The 21,414-nt window shown below is 56.4% G+C and carries 24 protein-coding genes; 16 read left to right on the plus strand and 8 right to left on the minus strand.

Going from position 1 to position 21,414, the window contains the following annotated elements:
* Positions 1-17: 17 nt before the first annotated feature.
* From ACR3FC_RS19770 to ACR3FC_RS19780, 3 genes are all read right to left on the minus strand, one after another.
* Entirely contained in the window at positions 18-1,079 is a 1,062-nt protein-coding gene (locus ACR3FC_RS19770) for a YeeE/YedE family protein (RefSeq protein WP_480478077.1), read from the minus strand.
* Between the two features lie 42 nt (positions 1,080-1,121).
* The gene (locus ACR3FC_RS19775; RefSeq protein ID WP_480478211.1) at positions 1,122-1,430 is read right to left on the minus strand and encodes a metalloregulator ArsR/SmtB family transcription factor; all 309 of its coding nucleotides are present in this window, start codon (positions 1,428-1,430) and stop codon (positions 1,122-1,124) included.
* A 100-nt stretch (positions 1,431-1,530) separates the two neighbouring features.
* Positions 1,531-1,905 carry a hypothetical protein gene (locus tag ACR3FC_RS19780; RefSeq protein ID WP_480478079.1) on the minus strand — a complete coding sequence of 125 codons (375 nt, stop codon included), beginning with the start codon at positions 1,903-1,905 and terminating at the stop codon, positions 1,531-1,533.
* An 80-nt stretch (positions 1,906-1,985) separates the two neighbouring features.
* Here ACR3FC_RS19780 and ACR3FC_RS19785 point away from each other — a divergent pair, with 80 nt between their 5' ends.
* The 14 genes from ACR3FC_RS19785 to ACR3FC_RS19850 all read left to right on the plus strand — a co-directional run bounded on the left by ACR3FC_RS19785 (position 1,986) and on the right by ACR3FC_RS19850 (position 14,663).
* Positions 1,986-2,726 carry a cytochrome c biogenesis CcdA family protein gene (locus ACR3FC_RS19785; RefSeq protein WP_480478081.1) on the plus strand — a complete coding sequence of 247 codons (741 nt, stop codon included), beginning with the start codon at positions 1,986-1,988 and terminating at the stop codon, positions 2,724-2,726.
* A 14-nt stretch (positions 2,727-2,740) separates the two neighbouring features.
* Positions 2,741-3,319: a thioredoxin family protein gene (locus ACR3FC_RS19790; RefSeq protein ID WP_480478083.1), complete on the plus strand. Its 579-nt coding sequence runs from the start codon at positions 2,741-2,743 to the stop codon at positions 3,317-3,319.
* A gap of 131 nt (positions 3,320-3,450) precedes the next feature.
* Positions 3,451-3,927, plus strand: coding sequence for a sulfur oxidation c-type cytochrome SoxX (soxX, locus tag ACR3FC_RS19795; protein ID WP_267366181.1), 477 nt, complete (start codon positions 3,451-3,453; stop codon positions 3,925-3,927).
* Positions 3,928-3,973: 46 nt separating this feature from the next.
* Positions 3,974-4,390: a thiosulfate oxidation carrier protein SoxY gene (gene soxY / locus ACR3FC_RS19800; protein WP_209507502.1), complete on the plus strand. Its 417-nt coding sequence runs from the start codon at positions 3,974-3,976 to the stop codon at positions 4,388-4,390.
* 34 nt (positions 4,391-4,424) lie between these two features.
* Positions 4,425-4,754, plus strand: coding sequence for a thiosulfate oxidation carrier complex protein SoxZ (gene soxZ, locus ACR3FC_RS19805; RefSeq protein ID WP_209507503.1), 330 nt, complete (start codon positions 4,425-4,427; stop codon positions 4,752-4,754).
* Positions 4,755-4,824: 70 nt separating this feature from the next.
* A complete protein-coding gene (soxA, locus tag ACR3FC_RS19810; protein WP_480478085.1) occupies positions 4,825-5,670 on the plus strand; it encodes a sulfur oxidation c-type cytochrome SoxA in 846 nt (281 codons plus the stop codon).
* Between the two features lie 87 nt (positions 5,671-5,757).
* The gene (gene soxB, locus ACR3FC_RS19815) at positions 5,758-7,455 is read left to right on the plus strand and encodes a thiosulfohydrolase SoxB (RefSeq protein ID WP_480478087.1); all 1,698 of its coding nucleotides are present in this window, start codon (positions 5,758-5,760) and stop codon (positions 7,453-7,455) included.
* 65 nt (positions 7,456-7,520) lie between these two features.
* Positions 7,521-8,792, plus strand: coding sequence for a sulfite dehydrogenase (gene soxC / locus ACR3FC_RS19820; protein ID WP_480478089.1), 1,272 nt, complete (start codon positions 7,521-7,523; stop codon positions 8,790-8,792).
* Complete coding sequence (locus ACR3FC_RS19825; protein ID WP_480478091.1) at positions 8,776-9,816, plus strand: c-type cytochrome; 1,041 nt, start codon at positions 8,776-8,778, stop codon at positions 9,814-9,816. The genes soxC and ACR3FC_RS19825 overlap by 17 nt, the downstream gene beginning before the upstream one ends.
* A gap of 29 nt (positions 9,817-9,845) precedes the next feature.
* Positions 9,846-10,526 (plus strand): c-type cytochrome, encoded by a 681-nt coding sequence (locus tag ACR3FC_RS19830; RefSeq protein WP_480478212.1) that lies wholly within the window; start codon positions 9,846-9,848, stop codon positions 10,524-10,526.
* A 24-nt stretch (positions 10,527-10,550) separates the two neighbouring features.
* Positions 10,551-11,813 (plus strand): FCSD flavin-binding domain-containing protein, encoded by a 1,263-nt coding sequence (locus tag ACR3FC_RS19835; RefSeq protein WP_480478093.1) that lies wholly within the window; start codon positions 10,551-10,553, stop codon positions 11,811-11,813.
* A gap of 80 nt (positions 11,814-11,893) precedes the next feature.
* Positions 11,894-12,328 (plus strand): DUF302 domain-containing protein, encoded by a 435-nt coding sequence (locus ACR3FC_RS19840; RefSeq protein ID WP_480478095.1) that lies wholly within the window; start codon positions 11,894-11,896, stop codon positions 12,326-12,328.
* Between the two features lies 1 nt (position 12,329).
* The gene (hemA, locus tag ACR3FC_RS19845) at positions 12,330-13,553 is read left to right on the plus strand and encodes a 5-aminolevulinate synthase (RefSeq protein ID WP_480478097.1); all 1,224 of its coding nucleotides are present in this window, start codon (positions 12,330-12,332) and stop codon (positions 13,551-13,553) included.
* Positions 13,554-13,604: 51 nt separating this feature from the next.
* Positions 13,605-14,663: a YeeE/YedE family protein gene (locus ACR3FC_RS19850; protein WP_480478099.1), complete on the plus strand. Its 1,059-nt coding sequence runs from the start codon at positions 13,605-13,607 to the stop codon at positions 14,661-14,663.
* Position 14,664: 1 nt separating this feature from the next.
* Here the strand turns inward: ACR3FC_RS19850 and ACR3FC_RS19855 are convergent, their stop codons facing one another.
* From ACR3FC_RS19855 to ACR3FC_RS19865, 3 genes are all read right to left on the minus strand, one after another.
* Entirely contained in the window at positions 14,665-15,609 is a 945-nt protein-coding gene (locus tag ACR3FC_RS19855; protein ID WP_480478101.1) for an MBL fold metallo-hydrolase, read from the minus strand.
* Entirely contained in the window at positions 15,606-16,532 is a 927-nt protein-coding gene (locus ACR3FC_RS19860) for an MBL fold metallo-hydrolase (RefSeq protein WP_480478103.1), read from the minus strand. The genes ACR3FC_RS19855 and ACR3FC_RS19860 overlap by 4 nt, the downstream gene beginning before the upstream one ends.
* 300 nt (positions 16,533-16,832) lie before the next feature.
* Positions 16,833-17,678: a LysR family transcriptional regulator gene (locus tag ACR3FC_RS19865; protein ID WP_480478105.1), complete on the minus strand. Its 846-nt coding sequence runs from the start codon at positions 17,676-17,678 to the stop codon at positions 16,833-16,835.
* An 86-nt stretch (positions 17,679-17,764) separates the two neighbouring features.
* Between ACR3FC_RS19865 and ACR3FC_RS19870 the strand changes: the two genes are divergently transcribed.
* Together ACR3FC_RS19870 and ACR3FC_RS19875 are read left to right on the plus strand one after the other, a co-directional pair.
* Positions 17,765-18,232 (plus strand): c-type cytochrome, encoded by a 468-nt coding sequence (locus ACR3FC_RS19870; protein ID WP_480478107.1) that lies wholly within the window; start codon positions 17,765-17,767, stop codon positions 18,230-18,232.
* A gap of 14 nt (positions 18,233-18,246) precedes the next feature.
* Entirely contained in the window at positions 18,247-19,134 is an 888-nt protein-coding gene (locus tag ACR3FC_RS19875; protein WP_480478109.1) for a c-type cytochrome, read from the plus strand.
* 92 nt (positions 19,135-19,226) lie between these two features.
* Here the strand turns inward: ACR3FC_RS19875 and nagA are convergent, their stop codons facing one another.
* Together nagA and ACR3FC_RS19885 are read right to left on the minus strand one after the other, a co-directional pair.
* Positions 19,227-20,360 (minus strand): N-acetylglucosamine-6-phosphate deacetylase, encoded by a 1,134-nt coding sequence (gene nagA, locus ACR3FC_RS19880; protein WP_480478111.1) that lies wholly within the window; start codon positions 20,358-20,360, stop codon positions 19,227-19,229.
* Complete coding sequence (locus tag ACR3FC_RS19885) at positions 20,357-21,385, minus strand: SIS domain-containing protein (RefSeq protein ID WP_480478113.1); 1,029 nt, start codon at positions 21,383-21,385, stop codon at positions 20,357-20,359. The genes nagA and ACR3FC_RS19885 overlap by 4 nt, the downstream gene beginning before the upstream one ends.
* Positions 21,386-21,414 lie beyond the last annotated feature (29 nt).

Raw genomic sequence — 21,414 nt, forward strand, 5'->3', positions numbered from 1 at the left:
GTAGCGTGTGGTGGGGCTTAACGCTCGGGAATGAAAGACAATCCTGACACAAGCTGTCGCAGGCCAAGAGCTGCTCCGGCAAAGATCGCCGCAAAGGTTATGGGTGCGCTATAGGCCAGCAGAGAAAAAGCGGAGATGCCTTGTCCGACACTGCATCCAACCGCAATTATTGCTCCGGGCCCCATTATCGCCGCCCCCAGCATCTGCCGCTTAAGCTCACGTGGATCTTCGCAGGCTTCCCAGCGGAAATGACCTTTTGACCATGACCCGAGGAAAGCACCAATCAGAACCCCTGAAACTGAACCGACCGCAAACGAGAGCGTGGTGCCTGAGGCGGTCATGAGATAGAACACGGTATCACCCAAAGGCGCGGCAAACGTGTGTGTCTGCAAGGTCTCACCGTCAAACCCGTGTGTGGCTACCCAATTGGTGCCAAGCCAGCCTGAAACGACTGCCAATCCGACCGCCGCACCCCAAAAAACCTGCGCAGGTGATTTACGAAAACGATCATTTGTCAGGGCAAACACTACTATGGCAGAGCCGACAAGCGTTCCTGTAACCCATGCAGGTATCGACGTCAGCCGTTCGGCAAGGAAGCTGACGCTTTGTGGATTACCGAGATCCATGGCTTCGGGAAAAAGCCAGATCCTGACATAGGCCAGAGGGCCGGACATGACCACATATGCGGAAAGGCCCACGATCAGGACAATGACGAATGACCGAAGGTCACCGCCGCCAAGGCGCGCGAGCGCGCCATAGCCACAGTTTCCGCTGATGGCCATGCCATATCCGAACATCAATCCGCCAATGACCGATCCGATCGGATTCCACGTCTGCGCAATATAGGTCGTGCTGAGTGGATCAATCCACCCTAACGCCATGCCCAAATGGCTGCCGACGATCGCAACACCAATCGCGACGGCCCACATACGCAGGCGCCGGTCGTCATTTGCATAAAGATAATCTTCAATCGCACCCAAGGTGCAGAACCGCCCAATGCGCGCGGCAAGCCCAAGTACAATGCCGCCGACCAGACCGACCAGCGCAACTGAATTGGCGTCTCCCAGAAGTTCGAACATGGCCAGTCTCCTCCCAAAGCTGGCGGTGTTTCTCTCGGGCTTCTACTTGTCCCGACAGAAAAGATTGTAGACGACTTCCAGAATCTGAGTCGACCGGTCGTCCGCCAATCTGTAGTAGATCGTTTTGCCTTCGCGTCGTGTCTTGACCAGCCCTTCAAAGCGCAGGCGGGACAACTGCTGGGAAACGGCAGCTTGTCTGGCCGACAGCATTTCCTCCATCTGCGTGACGGATTTCTCGCCAGATGACAAATAACACAGAATCATCAGCCGCCCCTCATGGCTGATCGCCTTGAGGAAATTGGACGCCGTCTGGGCGTTATCCATCATCCTGTCCAAGTCCTCGTCGCACATGTCCTTGGTGAACACGGGCAGTTTCGACTGTTTGTCCAACAAGATCCTCTCGCTTTCGTGGCTTCACGTATTCAAAACAGTATATGTAAATCCTGGGGATTTAACCAGAGCTCTCGATCATTACTCCGGCGTCACGTAGTAAAACACCCAATAGCCCCCAGAAAAAGTCTTCGCCAGGATAACCCTCGATCCGGCCGATTTCTTGACCGTCCTCCAGCAAAACAAAGGTCGGCGTATAGAAAAGAGGCCGATCCAGGGTAATCCCTTCGGGCGTGGTTGCGTGGATGTCCGTTCGTTGCAATGGGGCAGCTTTTCCTTCCGCTGTCAGCGGGTAGATCTCGGAAATTTCGGCGTCCCAGCGGGCGCACCACATGCACCCGTCTTCTTCCGCCATCAGCAACACCATTTCGGCCCGCGACGCAGCAGGCCAGATCAACAATGTGATGACGAACAATGTTTGAATTGCGTGACGCATCAAAAGCTCCGATTGACCGAGGTAGTATATTTTTATTATTTTGAATGTATGAATAATAGCCTGTCAGGACGGATTTGACCATGCTCGACATCACGTTTGCAGGGGCTCTGATCGCGGGGCTTTTGTCTTTCCTGTCCCCCTGCATTCTGCCCATAGTCCCGTTCTACCTCAGCTATCTGGCGGGCGTCGGGATGGAGCAGATTTCGGCCGGTTCGACGATCACCCCGGATGTTCGCCGCCGGGCGACCCTGTCAGCGATAGCTTTTGCCGCTGGGATCATAACGGTCTTCATGGCGCTTGGGGCCACGGCGTCGATCTTCGGTCAGATGGTACGCGCGTATTTCGACATTCTGCGATGGATCGCTGCGCTCATCATCATCGCGATGGGCCTGCATTTTCTGGGTCTTTTCCGTATCGGCTTCCTGTATCGGCAGTTTCGCGCAGACATCGGTGAGACGAGAAATGTAAGCGTGATCGGGGCATATGTTCTGGGGCTGGCTTTTGCCTTTGGCTGGACGCCTTGCGTCGGGCCGGTTTTGGCGGCGATCCTGTTCACGGCGGCTGGAACCGAGACCGCTTGGCGCGGTGCCGTGCTTTTGTTCGTCTATGGGGTTGGCATGACAGCGCCGTTTGTTCTGGCAGCCTTTCTGGTTCGGCCCTTCATGCAATGGATGGCACGTTTCCGGAAACATCTGGGAATGATTGAAAAGGCGATGGGTGTCTTGCTGATTCTTTTTGGCATCCTGATCGCGACCAATTCCATAAATCTAATCGCACAATGGATGCTGGATCACATGCCTTGGCTGGCGGCCATTGGCTAATTCGGGAGAACACCATGAAACGGATAGTATTGTTCTTGATTGCAGGGCTGTTTGCTGGGGCGGTTTACGCAGCTGAACTGGGGGATGACGGTCTGCATAAAACGCCGTGGATGCGAGACACGTTCAAAGACCTTCGTGAAGACCTTGAAGAAGCGAGGGGGGAAGGCAAGCGGCTGGTTCTGTTCATTGAACAACAGGGCTGCATCTACTGCAAAAAGATGCATGAAGAGGTTTTCCCGCAACCCGACCTATCTGCGTATATCGAAGAAAACTTCTTTGTCGTTCAGCTGGACCTACACGGAAGTACGATGGCCACCGATTTTGACGGAGAAGAAGCCGAGCAAAGATCACTGATGCGCAAATGGGGGATTCTGTTCACCCCTACATTGGTTTTCTTGCCGGAGGACGTGTCAGAGGATGCCACAGCAATCGAAGCGGCCGTTGCGGTCATGCCCGGGGCGTTCTCGAAGGGAACGACCCTCGATCTTTTTACCTGGGTCAATGAAAAACGGTACGAGCTTGATAACGGGGAAGATTTTCAACGGTATCACGCGCGCCGCATTCAAGAGAGAAACAATGTTTCGCAAGATTGACGTGTTGCAATATAAATAAAAAAATTCATTAAGATGAATTTAATGTTGCGATGAACCCTGCCCGTCGACTACGGTACACAGAGGCTTTGGGTCGCAAAGCGCCATCGGCGCGGTAGCAAATGGGAGGGATCATGAAGCTGAGACACTTGACTTTGGCTTGTATCATAACAGGCAGTGCCGCCATCGCGGCAGAAACAGGACCAAAAGAGGTACAGTTCGACGATTATGGCGCGGTGGAGGCTTCATTGACCGGCGTCGCTGGCGATGCGGCAAACGGTGCGGTCATCGTGGGCGAGAAATCCAAGGGCAACTGTGTGGCCTGTCATCAGGTCACGGCTTTGGCGGATATTCCGTTCCATGGCGAAGTCGGTCCGCTGCTGGATGGGGCCGGGGACCGGTGGTCCGAGGCGGAGCTTCGAGGACTGGTCGCAAATGCCAAGATGACGTTTGACGGAACGGTCATGCCGGCCTTCTACAAGGATGACGGCTATATCCGCCCGGGCGACGCCTATACGGGCAAAGCCCCGTCAGGGCCTTTGACGTCAATCCTGACTGCACAGGAAATTGAGGACGTCGTCGCGTTCCTCGCAACCCTAAAAGAACAATAATCACGCTTTCAGGCGTGAATTCGTGAGGATCCAAAGGAGATTGAAAATGGAATTTTCTCGTCGCGAGACTCTGGCTCTTGGTCTGGGCGCTGCGGTCCTGACCCTGATGCCGTTCCGCGCAAATGCGGCTGCGGAAGACGCGATAGCCGCGTTTACTGGCGGTGCAGACATGGCCGACGGCGGTGTGACACTGACGGCGCCGGAAATTGCCGAGAACGGAAACACCGTTCCGATCGAAGTCAGCGCGCCGGGTGCGGCTGCGATCCTGATCGTAGCGGCCGGAAACCCCGAGCCCGGCGTTGCCACGTTCAACTTTGGCCCGCTGGCTGCTGCGCAGGCGGCTTCGACCCGCATTCGTCTTGCAGGAACGCAAGATGTCATTGCTGTGGCCAAAATGGCTGATGGTAGCTTTGCCAAAGCTTCGGCAACCGTAAAAGTGACAATTGGCGGCTGCGGCGGCTGATCGCCACGCGCCCTGAAGAACAGGAGAACAACCAATGGCATCCGGTGTAAAACCCCGCGTCAAGGTTCCAAAAACAGCCGCTGCTGGCGAAGCAATCACGATCAAAACGCTGATCAGCCACAATATGGAAAGTGGCCAGCGTAAGGATAAGGAAGGCAACGTCATTCCGCGTTCGATCATCAATCGGTTCACCTGCGAATTTAACGGAGAACTGGTGATAGACGTGACGATGGAGCCGGCGATTTCGACAAACCCGTATTTTCAGTTCGATGCAACCGTGCCTGAAGCCGGGGAATTCGTTTTCACCTGGTATGACGATGACGGGTCCGTTTACGACACAAAAAAACCGATCGAGATCGCCTGACGGCTCGACCGTAACGGCAGATCAGCGCCGGTGGTAAAAACCTGCGCTGATCACCCAAGGGAGGAACGCAATGAATAAAAAAGCACTCACGGCGATCGCGGCAGTTCTGGCTTTCCCGGTTTCAGTGGCAGCTGGACCTGACGAAGACAAGCTGGTGATCAACGAAGAACTGGAAATGGTTTCGGTGACCGAGGCCCCGGCCCATGTCGAGAACTTCGATACGATCTACTCGGGGTGGCATTTCAGGACCGATGAAACGCAGGCGTTGCAGATCGACGATTTCGACAACCCGGCTATGATCTTTGTCGACCAGGCCGCTGATCTTTATGAGGCTGTCGATGGCGCGGCTGGCAAAAGTTGCTCTTCGTGCCACGATGATGTGGAAAGCTTCAAAGGGCTGCAAGCGTCCATGCCGAAGGTCGATGCGGAAACCGGCAAGCTGGTTGTGATGGAAGATCTGATCAACAAGTGCCGTACGGAACGCATGGAAGCAGATGCGTGGAAATGGTCTGGTGCCGATATGCAGGGCATGGTCGCGCTGATTGCCTTTCAGTCACGAGGGCTGCCCATGAATGTCGCCATTGACGGCGATGCTGCCCCATATTGGGAGCAAGGCAAGGAAATGTACTACACCCGATATGGTCAGCTGGAGTTGAGCTGCGCCAACTGTCACGAAGACAATTGGGGCAACATGATCCGGGCCGACCATCTGAGCCAGGGGATGATCAACGGTTTCCCGACTTATCGTCTGAAACAGGCCAAGCTGATCTCGCGCCACAATCGCTTCCGCGGCTGTATTCGCGATACACGCGCTGAAACCTTTGCAGAAGGCTCGGACGAATTCCGCGCACTGGAGCTTTATGTAGCATCGCGCGGCAATGGGCTTTCGGTCGAAACGCCGTCGGTACGCCAGTAACAAAGAACCCGCGCCGGGATTGTCGGGCGCGGGTTTTTCATTTCTACTACATTCACACATTTATATGTGAAACAGGAAAGCCGACAGATGATATCGCGACGTGATTTTCTACAGGTCTCCATGGCGGCCTCAGCGCTATATGGGGCATCCGGTTTAGGGAACTGGGCAAGGCTGGCGGCCCAGCAAAGCCTGAGCCAGGACCAGTTGCTGGAATTTGAGACCTTCGGAAATATCAGCCTGATTCATATCACCGATATCCACGCGCAGCTTAAACCGATCTACTTCCGCGAGCCCGAGGTCAATCTGGGCATCGGAGACGCGCGCGGGCAAATGCCGCATGTGACGGGGGCCGCGTTTCGCAAGGCTTATGGGATCGAAGATGGCAGCCCGTCCGCTTATGCGCTTACCTACAATGACTTTGCTGCATTGGCAAAAACCTATGGCCGCGTCGGAGGGCTTGACCGGGTCTCGACTATTATCAACGCCATCCGTGCCGACCGGCCAGATGCGCTGTTGCTGGATGGGGGCGACACCTGGCATGGCTCGTATACCTGCTATCAGACGGCGGGTCAGGACATGGTCAACGTGATGAATGCACTCAAGCCAGATGCGATGACATTCCATTGGGAGTTCACGTTGGGCAGCGAGCGGGTCAACGAGATCGTCGAAGGTTTGCCCTTTGCGGCGCTAGGTCAGAATATCTTTGACGCGGAATGGGATGAACCTGCGGAACTTTTCAGGCCCTACAAGTTCTTCGAGCGCGGCGGGGCCAAAGTTGCCGTTATCGGACAGGCTTTCCCGTATATGCCAATTGCCAACCCCAGTTGGATGTTCCCGGAATACTCGTTCGGGATCCGGGATGAGAACATGCAGGCCATGGTGGACGAGGTGCGCGACGCCGGTTCCGATGTGGTCGTTGTCCTCAGCCATAACGGCTTTGACGTGGATAAGAAGATGGCAAGCCGTGTTCAGGGGATTGACGTAATCCTGAGCGGTCACACCCATGACGCATTGCCTGAACCGGTTCTGGTCGAAAAGACGCATATCATCGCGTCCGGCTCGAACGGCAAGTTCGTCAGCCGCGTTGATCTGGACGTGCGGGATGGCCAGATGATGGGGTTGAAGCACAAGCTGATCCCGATCTTTTCAGACGTCATCGCGCCTGATCCGGCAATCACGGCCCTGATCAACGAACAGCGTGCACCATATGACGCGGCGCTAAGCGAAGTGATCGGCAAGACGGACTCGCTTCTTTATCGGCGCGGAAACTTCAATGGCACGTGGGACGATCTGATCTGTGACGCACTGATCAGCGAGCGCGAGGCAGACATTGCCATGTCGCCGGGTGTGCGCTGGGGTCCGTCGATCCTGCCCGGTCAGGAGATCACGCGTGAGGATATCTGGAACGTCACTTCGATGTCTTATCCGAATGCGTATCGTACGGAAATGACGGGTGAATTCATTCACGTGATCCTTGAGGATGTTGGCGACAACCTGTTCAACCCCGATCCCTATTACCAGCAGGGTGGCGACATGGTGCGTGTCGGCGGCCTTGGGTACCGAATCGATGTCACCAAACCGCAAGGGCAGCGGATCAGCGACATGACCCTGCTCAAGACAGGTGAGGCGATTGATCCGGAGAAATCCTATGTTGTGGCCGGTTGGGCCAGCGTCAACGAGGGCACCGAAGGCCCGCCCATCTGGGATGTCGTCGAAAACCACATTCGCAATCAGGGTACCGTAACCGTCGAACCGAATACATCGGTCGAGGTGATCGGAGCCTGACTGCGCGAACCGAACTTCAAACATTGAATACAAGATTTGCTGATCGAATGACGGAGGCAAACAAGATGAGCGAGAACCCAAGGGGAAAAGCCCCATCGCGTCGCCAGTTTCTAAGCGGTGCCGCCGCGGTTGGCGTAGGTGCGGTCGGAGCCTCAGCGGCGCGCGCCGCAGGCCCTGACCCGCTGATCACGCAGGTTCAGGAATGGGCACAGGCAACGGGCGAAGGCGTGGATGCAACTCCCTACGGCCTGCCAATCCAATTCGAGAGTGATGTTGTACGGCGCAATGTCGAGTGGTTGACCGCAGACACGATCAGTTCGATCAATTTCACGCCGATCCACGCGCTGGATGGTACGATCACCCCGCAGGGATGCGCGTTCGAGCGGCACCATTCGGGTGCGATCGAGTTGAGCAAGGCGGACTTCCGTCTGATGATCAACGGTCTGGTCGAAACTCCGCTGATCTTCACATATGAAGATCTGGAACGTTTCCCGCGCGAAAACCGTATCTATTTCTGCGAATGCGCTGCCAATACCGGTATGGAATGGGCCGGTGCGCAGCTCAACGGCGCGCAGTTCACGCACGGAATGATCCACAACATGGAATACTCCGGTGTGCCGCTGCGCACCCTGCTCGAAGAAGCGGGGGTAAAGACCGAAGGCAAATGGGTTTACGTCGAAGGCGCGGATGCTTCCTCGAACGGCCGCTCAATCCCATTGGAAAAGGCAATGGACGACGTACTTGTTGCGTTCAAAGCCAATGGTGAGGCATTGCGCAAAGAACACGGCTATCCGGTCAGGCTGGTCGTTCCCGGCTGGGAAGGCAACATGTGGGTTAAGTGGCTGCGCCGCGTCGAGGTCACCGAGATTGCTATCGAAAGTCGCGAAGAGACATCCAAGTATACGGATACACTCGAAGACGGAACATCACGCAAATGGACATGGGTAATGGACGCCAAATCGGTCGTCACCTCGCCCAGCCCGCAAGCACCGATCACGCATGGGCCGGGGCCGTTGGTGATCACCGGGTTGGCCTGGTCTGGGCGGGGCTCGATTACCGGCGTCGATGTGTCGGTGGATGGTGGCAAGAACTGGGCTGCGGCCCGTCTGGCGGCCCCCGGAACAGACAAGGCGCTGACCCGGTTTTATTTGGACCATAACTGGGACGGTACAGAGATGCTGTTGCAGGCCCGCGCCAAGGATTCGACCGGTTACGTCCAACCCAGCAAAGCTCAGCTGCGCGACGTGCGTGGTGAGAACTCGATCTACCACAACAATTGTATCCAGACCTGGTGGATCAAGGAAAACGGAGAGGCGGAAAATGTCGAAGTATCGTAAGCTATTGGCCGCCTCGGCCCTTGGGTTGTGCGTGGCGGTTCCAGCCCATGCAGACAAGCTTGGACTTGGGCGCCCTGCGTTGCCCGAAGAAATCGCAGCATGGGACCACGACGTTGCACCTGACGGAACCGGATTGCCCGAAGGGTCCGGCGACGTGTTCACCGGTGAAGAGGTCTTTGCCGAACGGTGCGCGATCTGTCATGGCGATTTTGCAGAAGGTGTGGGCAATTGGCCGAAACTGGCGGGCGGCGAGGGCACGCTTGCGGATAAGGACCCGCTGAAAACAGTGGGCTCCTTCTGGCCGCACCTTTCGACGGTATGGGACTATGTGAACCGTTCGATGCCGTTTGGAGACGCACAATCGCTGGAGCCTGACGATGTTTACGCGATTGTCGCCTATATCCTGTATTCCAACGACATCGTTGATGATGAGTTCACGCTGTCGCACGAAAATTTCCTTGAAGTGGAAATGCCGAATGCCGGGGGTTTCATCGTGGATGACCGCGAAACGGCCGAGGCGCATTTCTGGACGGATGAGCCATGCATGACGGATTGCAAAGAAGGCGTGGAAATCACCATGCGCGCCGCCGTTCTGGATGTAACGCCCGACGAAGCCGGGGCTGACAGTCCGGACCAGGCGTCTGTAAACGAAAAAACATCCGTCGAAGTCGAAGAACCTGCTGAGGACATAGCAGCACTTGATCCCGAAATGATCGAAAATGGCGAAGAAGTTTTCAAGAAGTGCAAGTCATGCCATCAGGTCGGCGAAGGGGCCAAGCATCGCACGGGTCCGGCATTGAACGGCGTTGCCGGTGCCAATGCGGCCGCCGTCGAAGGCTTTAAGTACTCCAAGGCCATGAAAGCTGCCGCCGAGGATGGGTTGATCTGGACGGATGAAGAGATGGCCGCGTTTCTGGCCAAGCCTAAAGCCTACATGAAGGGGACACGTATGTCCTTTGCCGGGCTGAAGAAACAGGATGAAATCGACGCGGTCATCGTTTACCTGAAGTCGTTCGGAAGCTGATCATGTGGCGGCGGTGGGCAACAGGTGTCATGTTTGCTGCGAGTATCCTGACAACTGCCGCCACCGCGACCGAAGACTTGGGCGATGCTGTAGCCGGCAAACTTGTGTTTGCCCAATGCAAAGAATGTCATCAGGTCGGCGCCGGTGCTGAAAACAGGATCGGTCCGCACCTGAATGGTGTATTTGGCCGCCGGGCTGCCGGGCTAGAGGAGTTCACCTATTCCAAAAGCCTGATCCGTGCAGGTACTTCGGGGCTGGAATGGCACGCCGACACATTGTCGGCTTACATTGAAAACCCCCGCGCATTCGCATCCGGCACCAGAATGAGCTTTCGTGGGCTCGAGAACCCGGAAGATCGGGCCAATGTAATTGCCTATTTGCGTGTGTTTTCCGACAACCCGCAGGACATCCCCGAAGCCGACCCAACGGCAAAGAGAACGGACCATTCCGTCAACCCCGAAATCCTCGCGATACAGGGTGATCCAGAATACGGCGAATATCTGAGCAGCGAATGCACGACATGCCACCAGATAGAGGGAGGCGATGATGGGATTCCCTCGATCGTTTACTGGCCCGACCAGGATTTCGTTGTCGCCATGCACGCCTACAAGGACAAGCAGCGGCCCCATCCCGTCATGCAGATGATCGCGGGCCGCCTGAGCAGTGATGAGATCGCGGCATTGGCCGCTTACTTCAACAACCCACAGTGACAATGCCCAAGGGGAGGAAACGCGATGACACTCAACAGACGGACATTTCTGGGAACCGCAGGGGTACTTGCCGCCGGACTGTCGGCCCCGATGGTGCTGGCGCAGGGAAAGCCCCGTGTCGTGGTGGTCGGGGGCGGGGCAGGCGGCGCAACCGCGGCGCGCTATATTGCCAAAGACAGCAAGGGCGAGATTGACGTCACCCTGATCGAGCCGTCCAAAACATATTACACCTGTTTTTTCTCGAACCTGTATCTGGGCGGGTTTCAGGAGCTTTCGGACATTGCGCACAGCTATGGCACTCTTGCCGCAAAATACGGTATCAACGTGGTTCACGATTGGGCCGTGGGTGTCGACCGCGACGCCAAAACCGTATCGTTAGCGGGTGGCGGATCTATTCCATATAACAAACTGATCCTGAGCCCGGGTATCGACTTTGTCGATGGCGCAGTCGAGGGGTGGGATGTGACTGCACAGAACAAGATGCCGCATGCGTATAAGGCGGGCTCTCAAACCGAGTTGTTGAAGGCGCAGGTTCTGGCGATGCCCGAGGGTGGAACCTTTGCGATGGTTGCGCCGCCGAACCCGTACCGTTGCCCCCCCGGACCTTATGAGCGGGTTTCGATGGTTGCGCATGTGCTGAAGGCGAACAATCCGACAGCGAAAATCATCATTGCTGATCCGAAAGACAAATTCTCCAAGATGTCTTTGTTCCAGGAAGGTTGGGCCGACCACTACGAAGGCATGATCGACTGGATCGGAGAGGATTTTGGCGGCGGCAATGTCTCGGTCAATCCGGATGCCATGACGGTGACCATCGATGGTGAAGAAACCCAGGTCGATGTCTGCAACGTGATCCCGGCCATGAAAGCCGGGCGTATTTCGGAAATGGCCGGTGTGACCGATGGCAACTGGGCACCGGTGAATGCGGCGGACATGTCATCGAAAGCTGACCCTGACATCTATGTTCTTGGTGATGCCAGCCAGCAAGGCGACATGCCGAAATCCGGTTTTTCGGCCAACAGCCAGGCGAAAGTCTGCGCCAATGCCGTTCGCGGTGCATTGACCGGATCAAAGATATTCCCGGCCAAGTTTTCGAACACGTGCTGGTCGCTCATTGATACGGATGACGGGGTCAAGGTCGGTGCGACTTATGAAGCAACGCCAGAAAAGATTGCCAAGGTGGACGGCTTTATCAGCCAGACCGGCGAAGGCTCCGACCTGAGAAAAGCAACCTACCAAGAGTCGCTGGGTTGGTATGCCGGTATCACATCGGACATGTTCGGTTAAGAAACGCCAAGGCTTTGACCGGTGTCAAAGCCTTGGCGGTGAAATCTGAAGAAATGTGGTTCAGGAGGAGGAACATCATCATGAAACACTTTATCGCATCAGCCGCTTTTTCGGTTGCATTAGCAAACCCGGTTTTTGCAGGGGAGGTCATTGCCGTCCCCTTTGACGGCAGCTTTGATGACGCCACCTTTGCCGTTGAATCAGCAATTGTTGGCCAGGGGCTGGTTATCGATTATGTGAGCCATGTTGGTGACATGCTGAACCGGACGGGGGCGGATGTCGGCAGCGACAAACAGATATTCGCAGCTGCTGAAATATTTATCTTCTGTTCCGCAAGGCTCTCGCGCGAAATGATGGAGGCTGACCCGATGAATATCGGCTATTGCCCCTACGGGATCTTCGTGGCCGAGGACGAAGGCGGTGTCAAAGTGGGCTACCGAAGCTATCCTGACGGACCAATGGAGAAAGTCGAAGCCTTGTTGGCCGGTATCGTAGAAGAAGCCGTTGGAAACTGACATGAACTACCAACAGTTTTTTCGTGATCAGCTAGGGCAATTGCAGGCCGAAGGAAATTACCGGGTCTTCGCCGAGCTTGAGCGTCATTGCGGAGCATTTCCAACTGCACACAACCATGCAGAAAACGGACCTGAGAAAGTCACAGTCTGGTGCTCGAACGATTATTTGGGAATGGGTCAGCATCCAAAGGTTCTGGCGGCCATGCACCGAGCGATCGACACCTGTGGCGCAGGGGCTGGCGGGACTCGGAATATTTCGGGGACCACGCATGAACATGTTCTGCTTGAGCAGGAGCTTGCGGATCTGCATGGCAAGGAAGCAGCGCTGCTATTCACGTCCGGGTATGTTTCAAATTGGGCTGCTTTGGGAACTCTGGCTTCGCGAATTCCCGGTATCACGGTTCTGTCCGACGAATTGAACCACGCGTCGATGATCGAGGGTATCCGTCACAGTCGTTGCGCAAAGCGGGTCTGGAAGCATAACGATTTGAAGGACCTTGAACGACATCTCATGGACCTGCCATCCAACGCACCAAAACTGATCGCGTTTGAAAGTGTGTATTCGATGGATGGCGATATCGCGCCGATTGCCGAAATCTGCGATCTGGCGGATCGGTACGGCGCGATGACCTATCTGGACGAGGTTCATGCCGTCGGGCTGTATGGGCCGCGCGGTGGCGGCATCGCTGAACGCGAAGAGCTGATGGATCGCCTGACGGTTATCGAAGGCACGTTGGGCAAAGCGTTCGGCGTGGTTGGTGGATACATCGCGGCGTCAAAGGAACTTGTCGACTTTGTCCGTTCCTTTGCCAGCGGATTTATCTTTACCACAGCATTGCCCCCGGCCGTCGCCGCCGGCGCCGCAGCATCCGTCCGGCACCTCAAGCATAGCAATGAGGAGCGGTGCCTGCATCAGCAACGCGTAAGCGAGGTTCGGAGCAGGCTGGACGCTTTGGGCATCCCGCACACGCCCAACCCAAGCCATATTATCCCGGTCATGGTCGGTGATCCGGTCAAGTGCCGCTTCATCTCGGATGTTTTGATGCGCGACTACGGGATTTATATCCAGCCGATAAACTATCCTACTGTCCCGAAAGGCACCGAACGCCTTCGGATTACGCCGTCACCTGTACATTCGTCAGAAGATGTAACCCTGTTGGTCGAGGCGTTGGGTGCATTGTGGACACAGTGCCAGCTTGCGCGCAAACCGATGGCCGCACAGTGAGAACTTGACGGAAGGCAAAGACGGACACGTAAAGAGGTGAGAGTTTTGTCTATGGAACGCCTCATCGATCTGCTGGGAGATTCGGGCACATTGGCTGCCGCCGGTTTGCTTGTTGGCATCCTGTTCGGAGTCACCGCTCAGAAATCTCAATTCTGTTTGCGGGCATCCACTGTTGAAGTCGCCGAGGGCGAGCTTGGCCCCCGTCTGGCCGTCTGGCTGGTCGCGTTCACGTCGGCGCTGACGCTGGTACAGGGGTTCGTCTCGATTGAATGGCTGGATTTGTCCGAGGCGCGGTCAATTGCGTCGACAGGCAGCCTGAGTGGCGCGGTGATCGGCGGTTTGATGTTTGGCGTCGGAATGATTTTGGCGCGCGGATGCGCGTCGCGCCTGTTGGTGTTGGCCTCATGCGGCAACCTGAGGGCAATGGTGACGGGGCTGGTTCTGACGTTGGTCGCGCAAGCGGCTTACACAGGTGTGCTCAGCCCCGCGCGCGAGGCGCTGTCCGGTCTTTGGACGATCGCAGGTGGCAACGCGCGCGACCTTTCGGCACTACTTGGATTTTCGCCGATCGCATACTCAGCCTTTGCCGCGGGGACATTTGTTCTGGCCGTTGCGTTTGCAGCGCGCCAGCAGGTTACAATGACAAAGATTGTCATGGCAGCCGGAGTTGGTGTCGCTGTGGCGCTTGGCTGGTTGATGACATTTGCGATTGCACAAGCCTCCTTCGACGTCGTGCCGGTGTCTTCGGTCACGTTCACCGGCCCGGCAACGGACACATTGATGGCGCTGGTGGCTGAGCGGAAAATTGCCCTGTCCTTTGGCATTGGTCTGGTTCCGGGCGTTGCAATTGGCGCCGCTGTTTCTGCCATTCTTTCCGGCGAGTGGAAGATCGAACAATTTGGCCCGGATACTCCGATGGAGCGCTACCTTGTGGGGGCCGTCTTGATGGGATTTGGTGCAATGTTGGCAGGTGGCTGCGCCGTTGGTGCCGGATTGTCCGGGGGATCGTCCTTGTCGCTAACTGCGTGGCTTGCCGTCTTCTCGATGTGGGTCGGGGCCGTCGCCACCCATCGGATGATGATGCGAATGCTCGTTCTTCGGCGGTCCTGACTTATTCGAATTCCATCTGTTCGTAGACACGACCGGCGTTTTTTGTGGCCAGTTCCTCGAACGTGTCCAAATGGGCATAAAGGGTTTGGTCGACGTAATAGGCCTCGGCCAGATCCCCGCCTGCATCCATATGTTCGCGTATCTTTGCGCGCAGGTAGACCAGATAATCACGTGTATACCGGCGCACCTGATCCATGTTCGTAGGATGACCGTGCCCGGGGATCACATATGTGGCTTCCAGTGCCTCGAACTCATTGTCCCAGGTCTCAAGCCAATCTGCGGTGTAGGTGTCCTGAAAGATCGGCAGCATACGTTCGTGAAATGCCATGTCACCCGCGATGACAAGGCTTTGATTGGGCAACCAGATCGAAATGTCGCCGGGGCTGTGCGCAGGTCCAAGATGTTTGGCCTCGATGCGAAAATCGCCGAGTTCGACGATGTATTCATCGTCAAACGTTTCTGTCGGACCGGCCAGAAAAGTTCCTTTTGCCTTGTCCTTGTTATATGCCTGCATCCCTTCAAGGATTTGCGGCCCATATTCTTCGAATTCAGCCGCCGCATCTGAATGAGCAACGATGGGCACTCCAAGTTCCGACCAGTAGGCGTTCCCCAGCATGGCGTGCCCCTGACCGTTTTCGTTAAAGACAAGCTTCACGGGCTGATCCGTGATCGCTTGGATCTCCTTGTGAAGCGCTTCGGCAAGCGCATAAGCCGCGCCACCGTTGATGACGACAACGCCCTCTCCGGTCACGATGAAGCTGAGGTTGTTGTTGTGGCCCGAATTCTCATAGGTTGGGGGTGCGGTTGCACCGATGGCGGAAAAGACGCCGGGAATAAACTCGACAGGTTTCGAGTAAAGAACGCTCTGCGGGTACTGGTCAGCAATATCCTCACTGGCCCAGGTTTGTGTGGCCAGGGTACAGGCAATCAACAAAGCGCGCATCATGCAGGCTCTCCAATAAATCGATAGGTCGAACCGGCCTTTTCGACACGGCCAAATCCGCCATTTGGCAGATGGAATCCAATAATATTCATTTGGGCATGAGAAATCTGATCCAGCAGCGATTTCCGTGCACTTGCCGCGGCGTCGGGGTCCTGATCCGTACCGCTGCGCCAATCCGGACGCTCGAACGCGACGTGCGGATTGCCGAGCGCATCGCCCACGACCATCACCGCGTCACTGCCTTTGCGAATCTCGAAGGCCATATGTCCGGGCGTGTGCCCGAAACTAGCGCGTGCTGCGATACCGGGAAGGATTTCCTGCCCATCATCAAAAAACGCAACCATGCCTTCGATGGCTTCCATGCGCCGCTTTGCGCCCACCGCGAAGGCCGTGCGGTCGGCCCCTATCTTTTCCACGGTTGCGGGGTTCCACCAATAGTCCCATTCCGTGCGGCCAAGATGAAATCTGGCATTGGGAAAGAGTGGATCTCCGAAGTCGTCCAGCACACCCCAGATGTGATCTGGATGTGCATGGGTGAAGATCACCTGCGTGACCTCATCCGGAGACAACCCGACGGCGTCCAGAGTTTCCGGAAGTTTGCCAGCGGTTTGCATGAAGTCGGGCCCGGCTCCAACGTCGAACAGTATGGTATTCTGGTCATCGCGGTAGAGCACAATGTTGCACTCGGGCTGGTAACTGGTCAGATCTGCCTGATAGCGGTTCAGAAGTTCTGTTAGCTCTGCCTCGGGCATTGCGCCAAAGACCATTTCGGGCGGCAACGACAGATACCCATCTGACAAAGTCGAAATCCTTGCCGATTGGCCAAGTGTCATCTCCGCAATCGCAAAGCTGGGTCGCAGGCAGAGCGCCAGACATGCGCCCTGAGACAGGAAGGTGCGCCGGGAGAAATGTGGGTCTCTGCTCATACATAATCATTAAGATGAATGTTTTTATTTGTAAATGATGAATGACGCGGACGGCACATTATCTCTGGGGCTTTCCACCACTTGCGTTGGAATGTTCGCAGCAAGGTGTCGCACATCTGGCCCATCCCAAAGTACCTTTGACACGTCTTTGCGAAGCAGATACGGAATGGACTACCTGGAGCGGCGGTGAAAACCTGTGCATCGCGGCGCAGGATGTCCTGTTGCAGGTGCAGGGCACCCGCCACGGCTTGCAGGAGATTTCAACGCAAAGCGACCTACCAGGACACTACAATTGTGACGTCACCCAGCCAGCGCATGCGGCAGGTGTTCAACCAGAGCCCGTTGCACGACCGCAAATCTTGGCGTGTGTGCGATTTCCTCTAGCGTCGCGACCCAAAGTGGAACCTCGATTCTGGGATCAATGTCGTTCAACCTGTGAAGCCGGGGATCAGCGTCGCCAATAAAAGCAGGTAACAAAGCTCGCCCCGCACCCGATGCAACCATCTGCTGAAGCACCAGAAAACTGTCTGCTCCGTTTGTCATGTCATCGGCGCGAACATGTTCAGCCAACCATTTGGCCGGGAGTGAACGGCTGAGAGCCCCATCAAGCCGCATCCATTTTTGGTCACGGGTACCGTCACTGTAAACCCCAAAGAACAACGTTCCTGCGCGCTCTCCGGTCAACCCTTCACCAAGTTGAACTGAAGGGCGGACAACTATATCCGCAGTTAACCTGGTCAGATCATGGTGACTGTTACCGCTGAGGATCGTCAGTTCGAGGCTCGGATAGAGGGCGGAAATTGAGTTTAGTATCTGTGGCAGGACAAACTGGCAAAGGCTGTCCGTGGACGCGATACGCACATGACCCGCAGGCGAACGATTTGCGCCCACAACGGCGCGTTCTACCGAAAGCACGGCGTCTTCAACGCTTTCCATGGCGGACAGAATTGTTCTGGCTTCGGGAAGTACTGAATACCCTGACGGGTCTTTCCGAAAAACAACACAGCCATATCGGTGTTCGAAGGCGGCAACTCTGCGCAGGACGGTTGCATGTGCAACGCCCAGGGCTGTCGCCGCCGCATTCAACGAGCCGTGTTTGCTGACGGCGAGGGCATACCGAATATCGTCCCAATTGTCGTTGTTCATAAATGAACAGGAGAGGCCGAATAACAAACAATTACAAGAAAAATCGTTCAAGCTATCATATGGCACATTAAACAGGGAGCCACACCATGATTAAGAAGTCTTCGATCTTTGCGGCAGGTCTTTTGTCCTTGGCCGTAGTTGGAACTGCAATTGCTCAGGATAGCGAAAACCCGGCTGTAAAAGCGCGGACTTCGATTATGCAGCTTTACGCTTTCAACCTTGGCACGTTGGGCGCCATGGCCAAGGGAGAGGCAGAATATGATGCCGAAGCGGCTACGCGAGCCGCAAATAATATTGTCGTTGTGTCGCAGATCGACCAGTCCGCGATGTGGCCAGCCGGATCGGATAATGTGTCAGACCCGTCAACCCGCGCCTTGCCCGCTATTTGGGAAAACTTCGCAGATGTCGGGGCCAAAGGGCAGGCACTGGCCGATGCCGCTGTTGCGATGCAGGCTGCGGCAGGTCAGGATGTTGAAGCTCTGAAAGGGGCGATGGGCCAACTTGGCGGAGCCTGTTCGGCCTGTCACAAAGCATACAGAGCACCAGAAAATTAAAGGAGTATTGATCAGTGCGGCGCATTCTACTTTTCGCCGTTCTAGTCATGCTTATGGTCGGGTTGGCCGGTTTGCTGCTAACCCGGCCGCAAAGAGTTGATCCGGCACAGTTGGCCGGTCTGACCCCCGACGTGACCAGAGGGGCGTCTGTCTTCTATTCAGCAGGATGCGCCTCGTGCCACTCGGCCCCGGATGCCCGCGCGGAAGGAAAGCTTGTTCTAGCAGGCGGGCGCCGGTTTGAAACGGATTTCGGTACGTTTGTAGCTCCAAACATCTCCAGTGATCCAGACACCGGAATTGGATCATGGTCCGTGCTGGATCTGGCCAATGCCCTGAAACACGGAACAGGACCAAAGGGACAACATTATTACCCGGCCTTTCCCTATACCTCTTATGCCAAGATGACGGTCGAGGACGTCGCGGCGCTTCATGCGTTTTTGAACACCCTGCCTGCATCTGATGCGGCAAGTATCCCGCATGACGTTGGTTTCCCTTTCAATATCCGGCGCGGGCTGGGGTTGTGGAAATTTCTGTTTTCGGGCTCGGGCTGGGTGGTTGAAGGTGATTTGACCGATCAGCAAATCCGGGGGCGGTATCTGGTGGAAGCTTTGGGGCACTGCGCGGAATGCCATACACCGCGAAACGGACTGGGAGGGTTGAAGCGGGATCTCTGGCTGACCGGAGCGCCAAATCCGAATGGCAAGGGGCGCATCCCCGGTCTGACCACCGCCCAGCTTGACTGGTCCGAGGCTGACATCGCTGAATATCTGAAATCCGGTTTCACACCGGATTATGACAGCGCCGGAGGCGAAATGGTCGAAGTCATCGAGAACACCTCGAAACTAAGCGATGAAGACCGATTGGCCATTGCTGCTTATCTGAAATCCGTTCCCGTTCAGTGAATTGGCTACTGGTTGCAGAAACTCGGGCATTTGTCAGCGCAGGTCTTATGACACTGGTTCTGAGCAACGCAAAAAACGTTTGGATTGCTGGGTCAAACCAGCACGGCTACATTGCTCAGATCTCTGGCAATGCGGATCAGCGGGCATTGCTCTCCTATGGCCAGCCGACCCGCGTCGGTTAATCCCATCACTTCGGCGGGTATGCGAGTTGCGGCAGCCAATGCGTCTTCCAACGGCACTTCTGCCTGCGTGGTCAGGACACGCAGTGCTGTGGTCAAGTCCAAATCAGCCCCCGCTAAAGTGCCATCAGACAGTGTCAAACGGCCGTCTTTGCGGGAAATGCGGCGGCCTTCCAGTTCGAACATGCGCTGGTCTGTGCCAGCCGGTGCCATCGCATCGCTGACCAGAAATATCCGGCCTGGGCCCCGCTTGGCGGCCCAGGCTGTGCGCATGGCTTCAGGGTGAACATGAATACCGTCTGCGATCAGTCCGGCGTTTAATCGACCCGAGGTCAGAACCGCCCCGACAAGCCCGGGAGATCGATTGCCAAGTTGGCTCATTGCGTTGAACAGATGCGTGACGCAGGACGCACCGGCTTCGGCATAGGACAAGCAGGTATCAAAATCCGCATCACTGTGGCCCAGCGAAACAACGGCGCCTGCTGAGACCAGCGCTTTCACCTGCGCAATTGACACGTTTTCTGGCGCAACCGTCAGCATCAATGCGGGCAGGGCATGCGCAGCCGCGACAAGCGTCGTCAGGTCCTCGTCATCCATGGGGCGGATCAGGGCTGCATCATGGGCACCTTTCCGAGCCACCGAAAGATGCGGCCCTTCCAGATGCAGGCCAGCGATCCCCGGAACACCCGCAGAAATCGCGGCCTTGACCGCTTCGATGGCGGCGCGGGTCTTGGCTGCGGTATCTGTGATCAGGGTGGGAAGGATCGAGGTTGCCCCAAGCGCCCGGTGCGCCTTGGCAATGCGTGCAAGTGTTTCGACAGATGGGGCGGCGTTGAACATCATTCCGCCGCCGCCATTCACTTGCAGGTCAACATAACCGGGCGCCAGTATATCGCCATGCAGGTCGACAAGCTTGCCAGCGTCTGTCTTCACGTCAACGCCTATGTCAGTGATGCGGCCCGCCTCCAGCCGCAGCGCGGCACCGTCGTGCAATCTGGTGCCGTCGTAAACAAGCCCGCCGTGGTAGATGATCGCCTGGCCGCTCATACCGTTTCCGTCACTTTTCGCAGGTGACGTGGCGCATCCGGGTTGATCCCGCGTTGTACGGCGACCTGCTCGACCATTGAATAAAAGGACACGATGGCGGCTACCGGGTCCGTCAACCAGTGATCCGTGCGGACATGAGGCAGCACCTCGGCCTTTGTTACCTTTGGGCTGGTAGCAAATACCTGTGCCCCTTTGGCTGCGAGAGTGTCGGCAACCTCGGCCAACAGCGGCTCTGCCGGGTCATTGGCGGCAAAGGCAATAACCGGGAATCCGCCTTCCACGATCGAGACCGGGCCGTGCAGCACCTCGGCCGAGGAATAGCTTTCGGCATGGATCTGGCAGGTTTCTTTGAATTTCAGCGCAGCCTCGTTCGAGATCGCTACGCTTGGTCCGCGGCCAAGCGTATAAAGCGAGCTTTGGGTGACGACAGCCGCCGCTTTGCTCCAGTCACACCGCGTGGCGGCATCAAGGTGCTTGGGCAGGTCACGCAGCGCAGCCAGAAGATCTTTGTCGCCTTTCAGTTCCGCCAGCAGCCAAAGCCCGGCAACCAGCGAGGTCACGAATGTCTTTGTCGCCGCTACACTAAGCTCAGGACCCGCGTGCAGCGGCAAAGCCGCCTCAGCCGCCAGTGCAAGGGGCGACGACGGATCATTTGTGATTGCCACCGTGCTGGCCCCGGCCTTTCGGGCACTTTTCGTAAGCTGCACGATATCCGGGCTTTTTCCTGATTGTGAAACAGAAAGGCAAAGCGCCCCGGCCACATGCAGGTCGGCGCCATACACGGACGCGACTGACGGGCCGACGGATGCCATGGGCAAACCAAGAAGCAGTTCGCTTGCGTATTTCAGAAATGTGCAGGCGTGGTCCGAAGAGCCACGCGCCGCCGAAATCATGAACTTCAGCCCGCCGTTCCGGGCGACGTCCGTCGCTGTGCTCAGGGCATCTCCGCCATTGCTGAGTAATCGCTCGACAGCAACAGGAATCTCTTCGATTTCCTGACGCATCAGGGTCGTTTTCGGGGTCATCGGGGCAGCCTTTCCATCGGAATCACAGA

The organism is Ruegeria sp. AF3 (genome assembly GCF_056536285.1).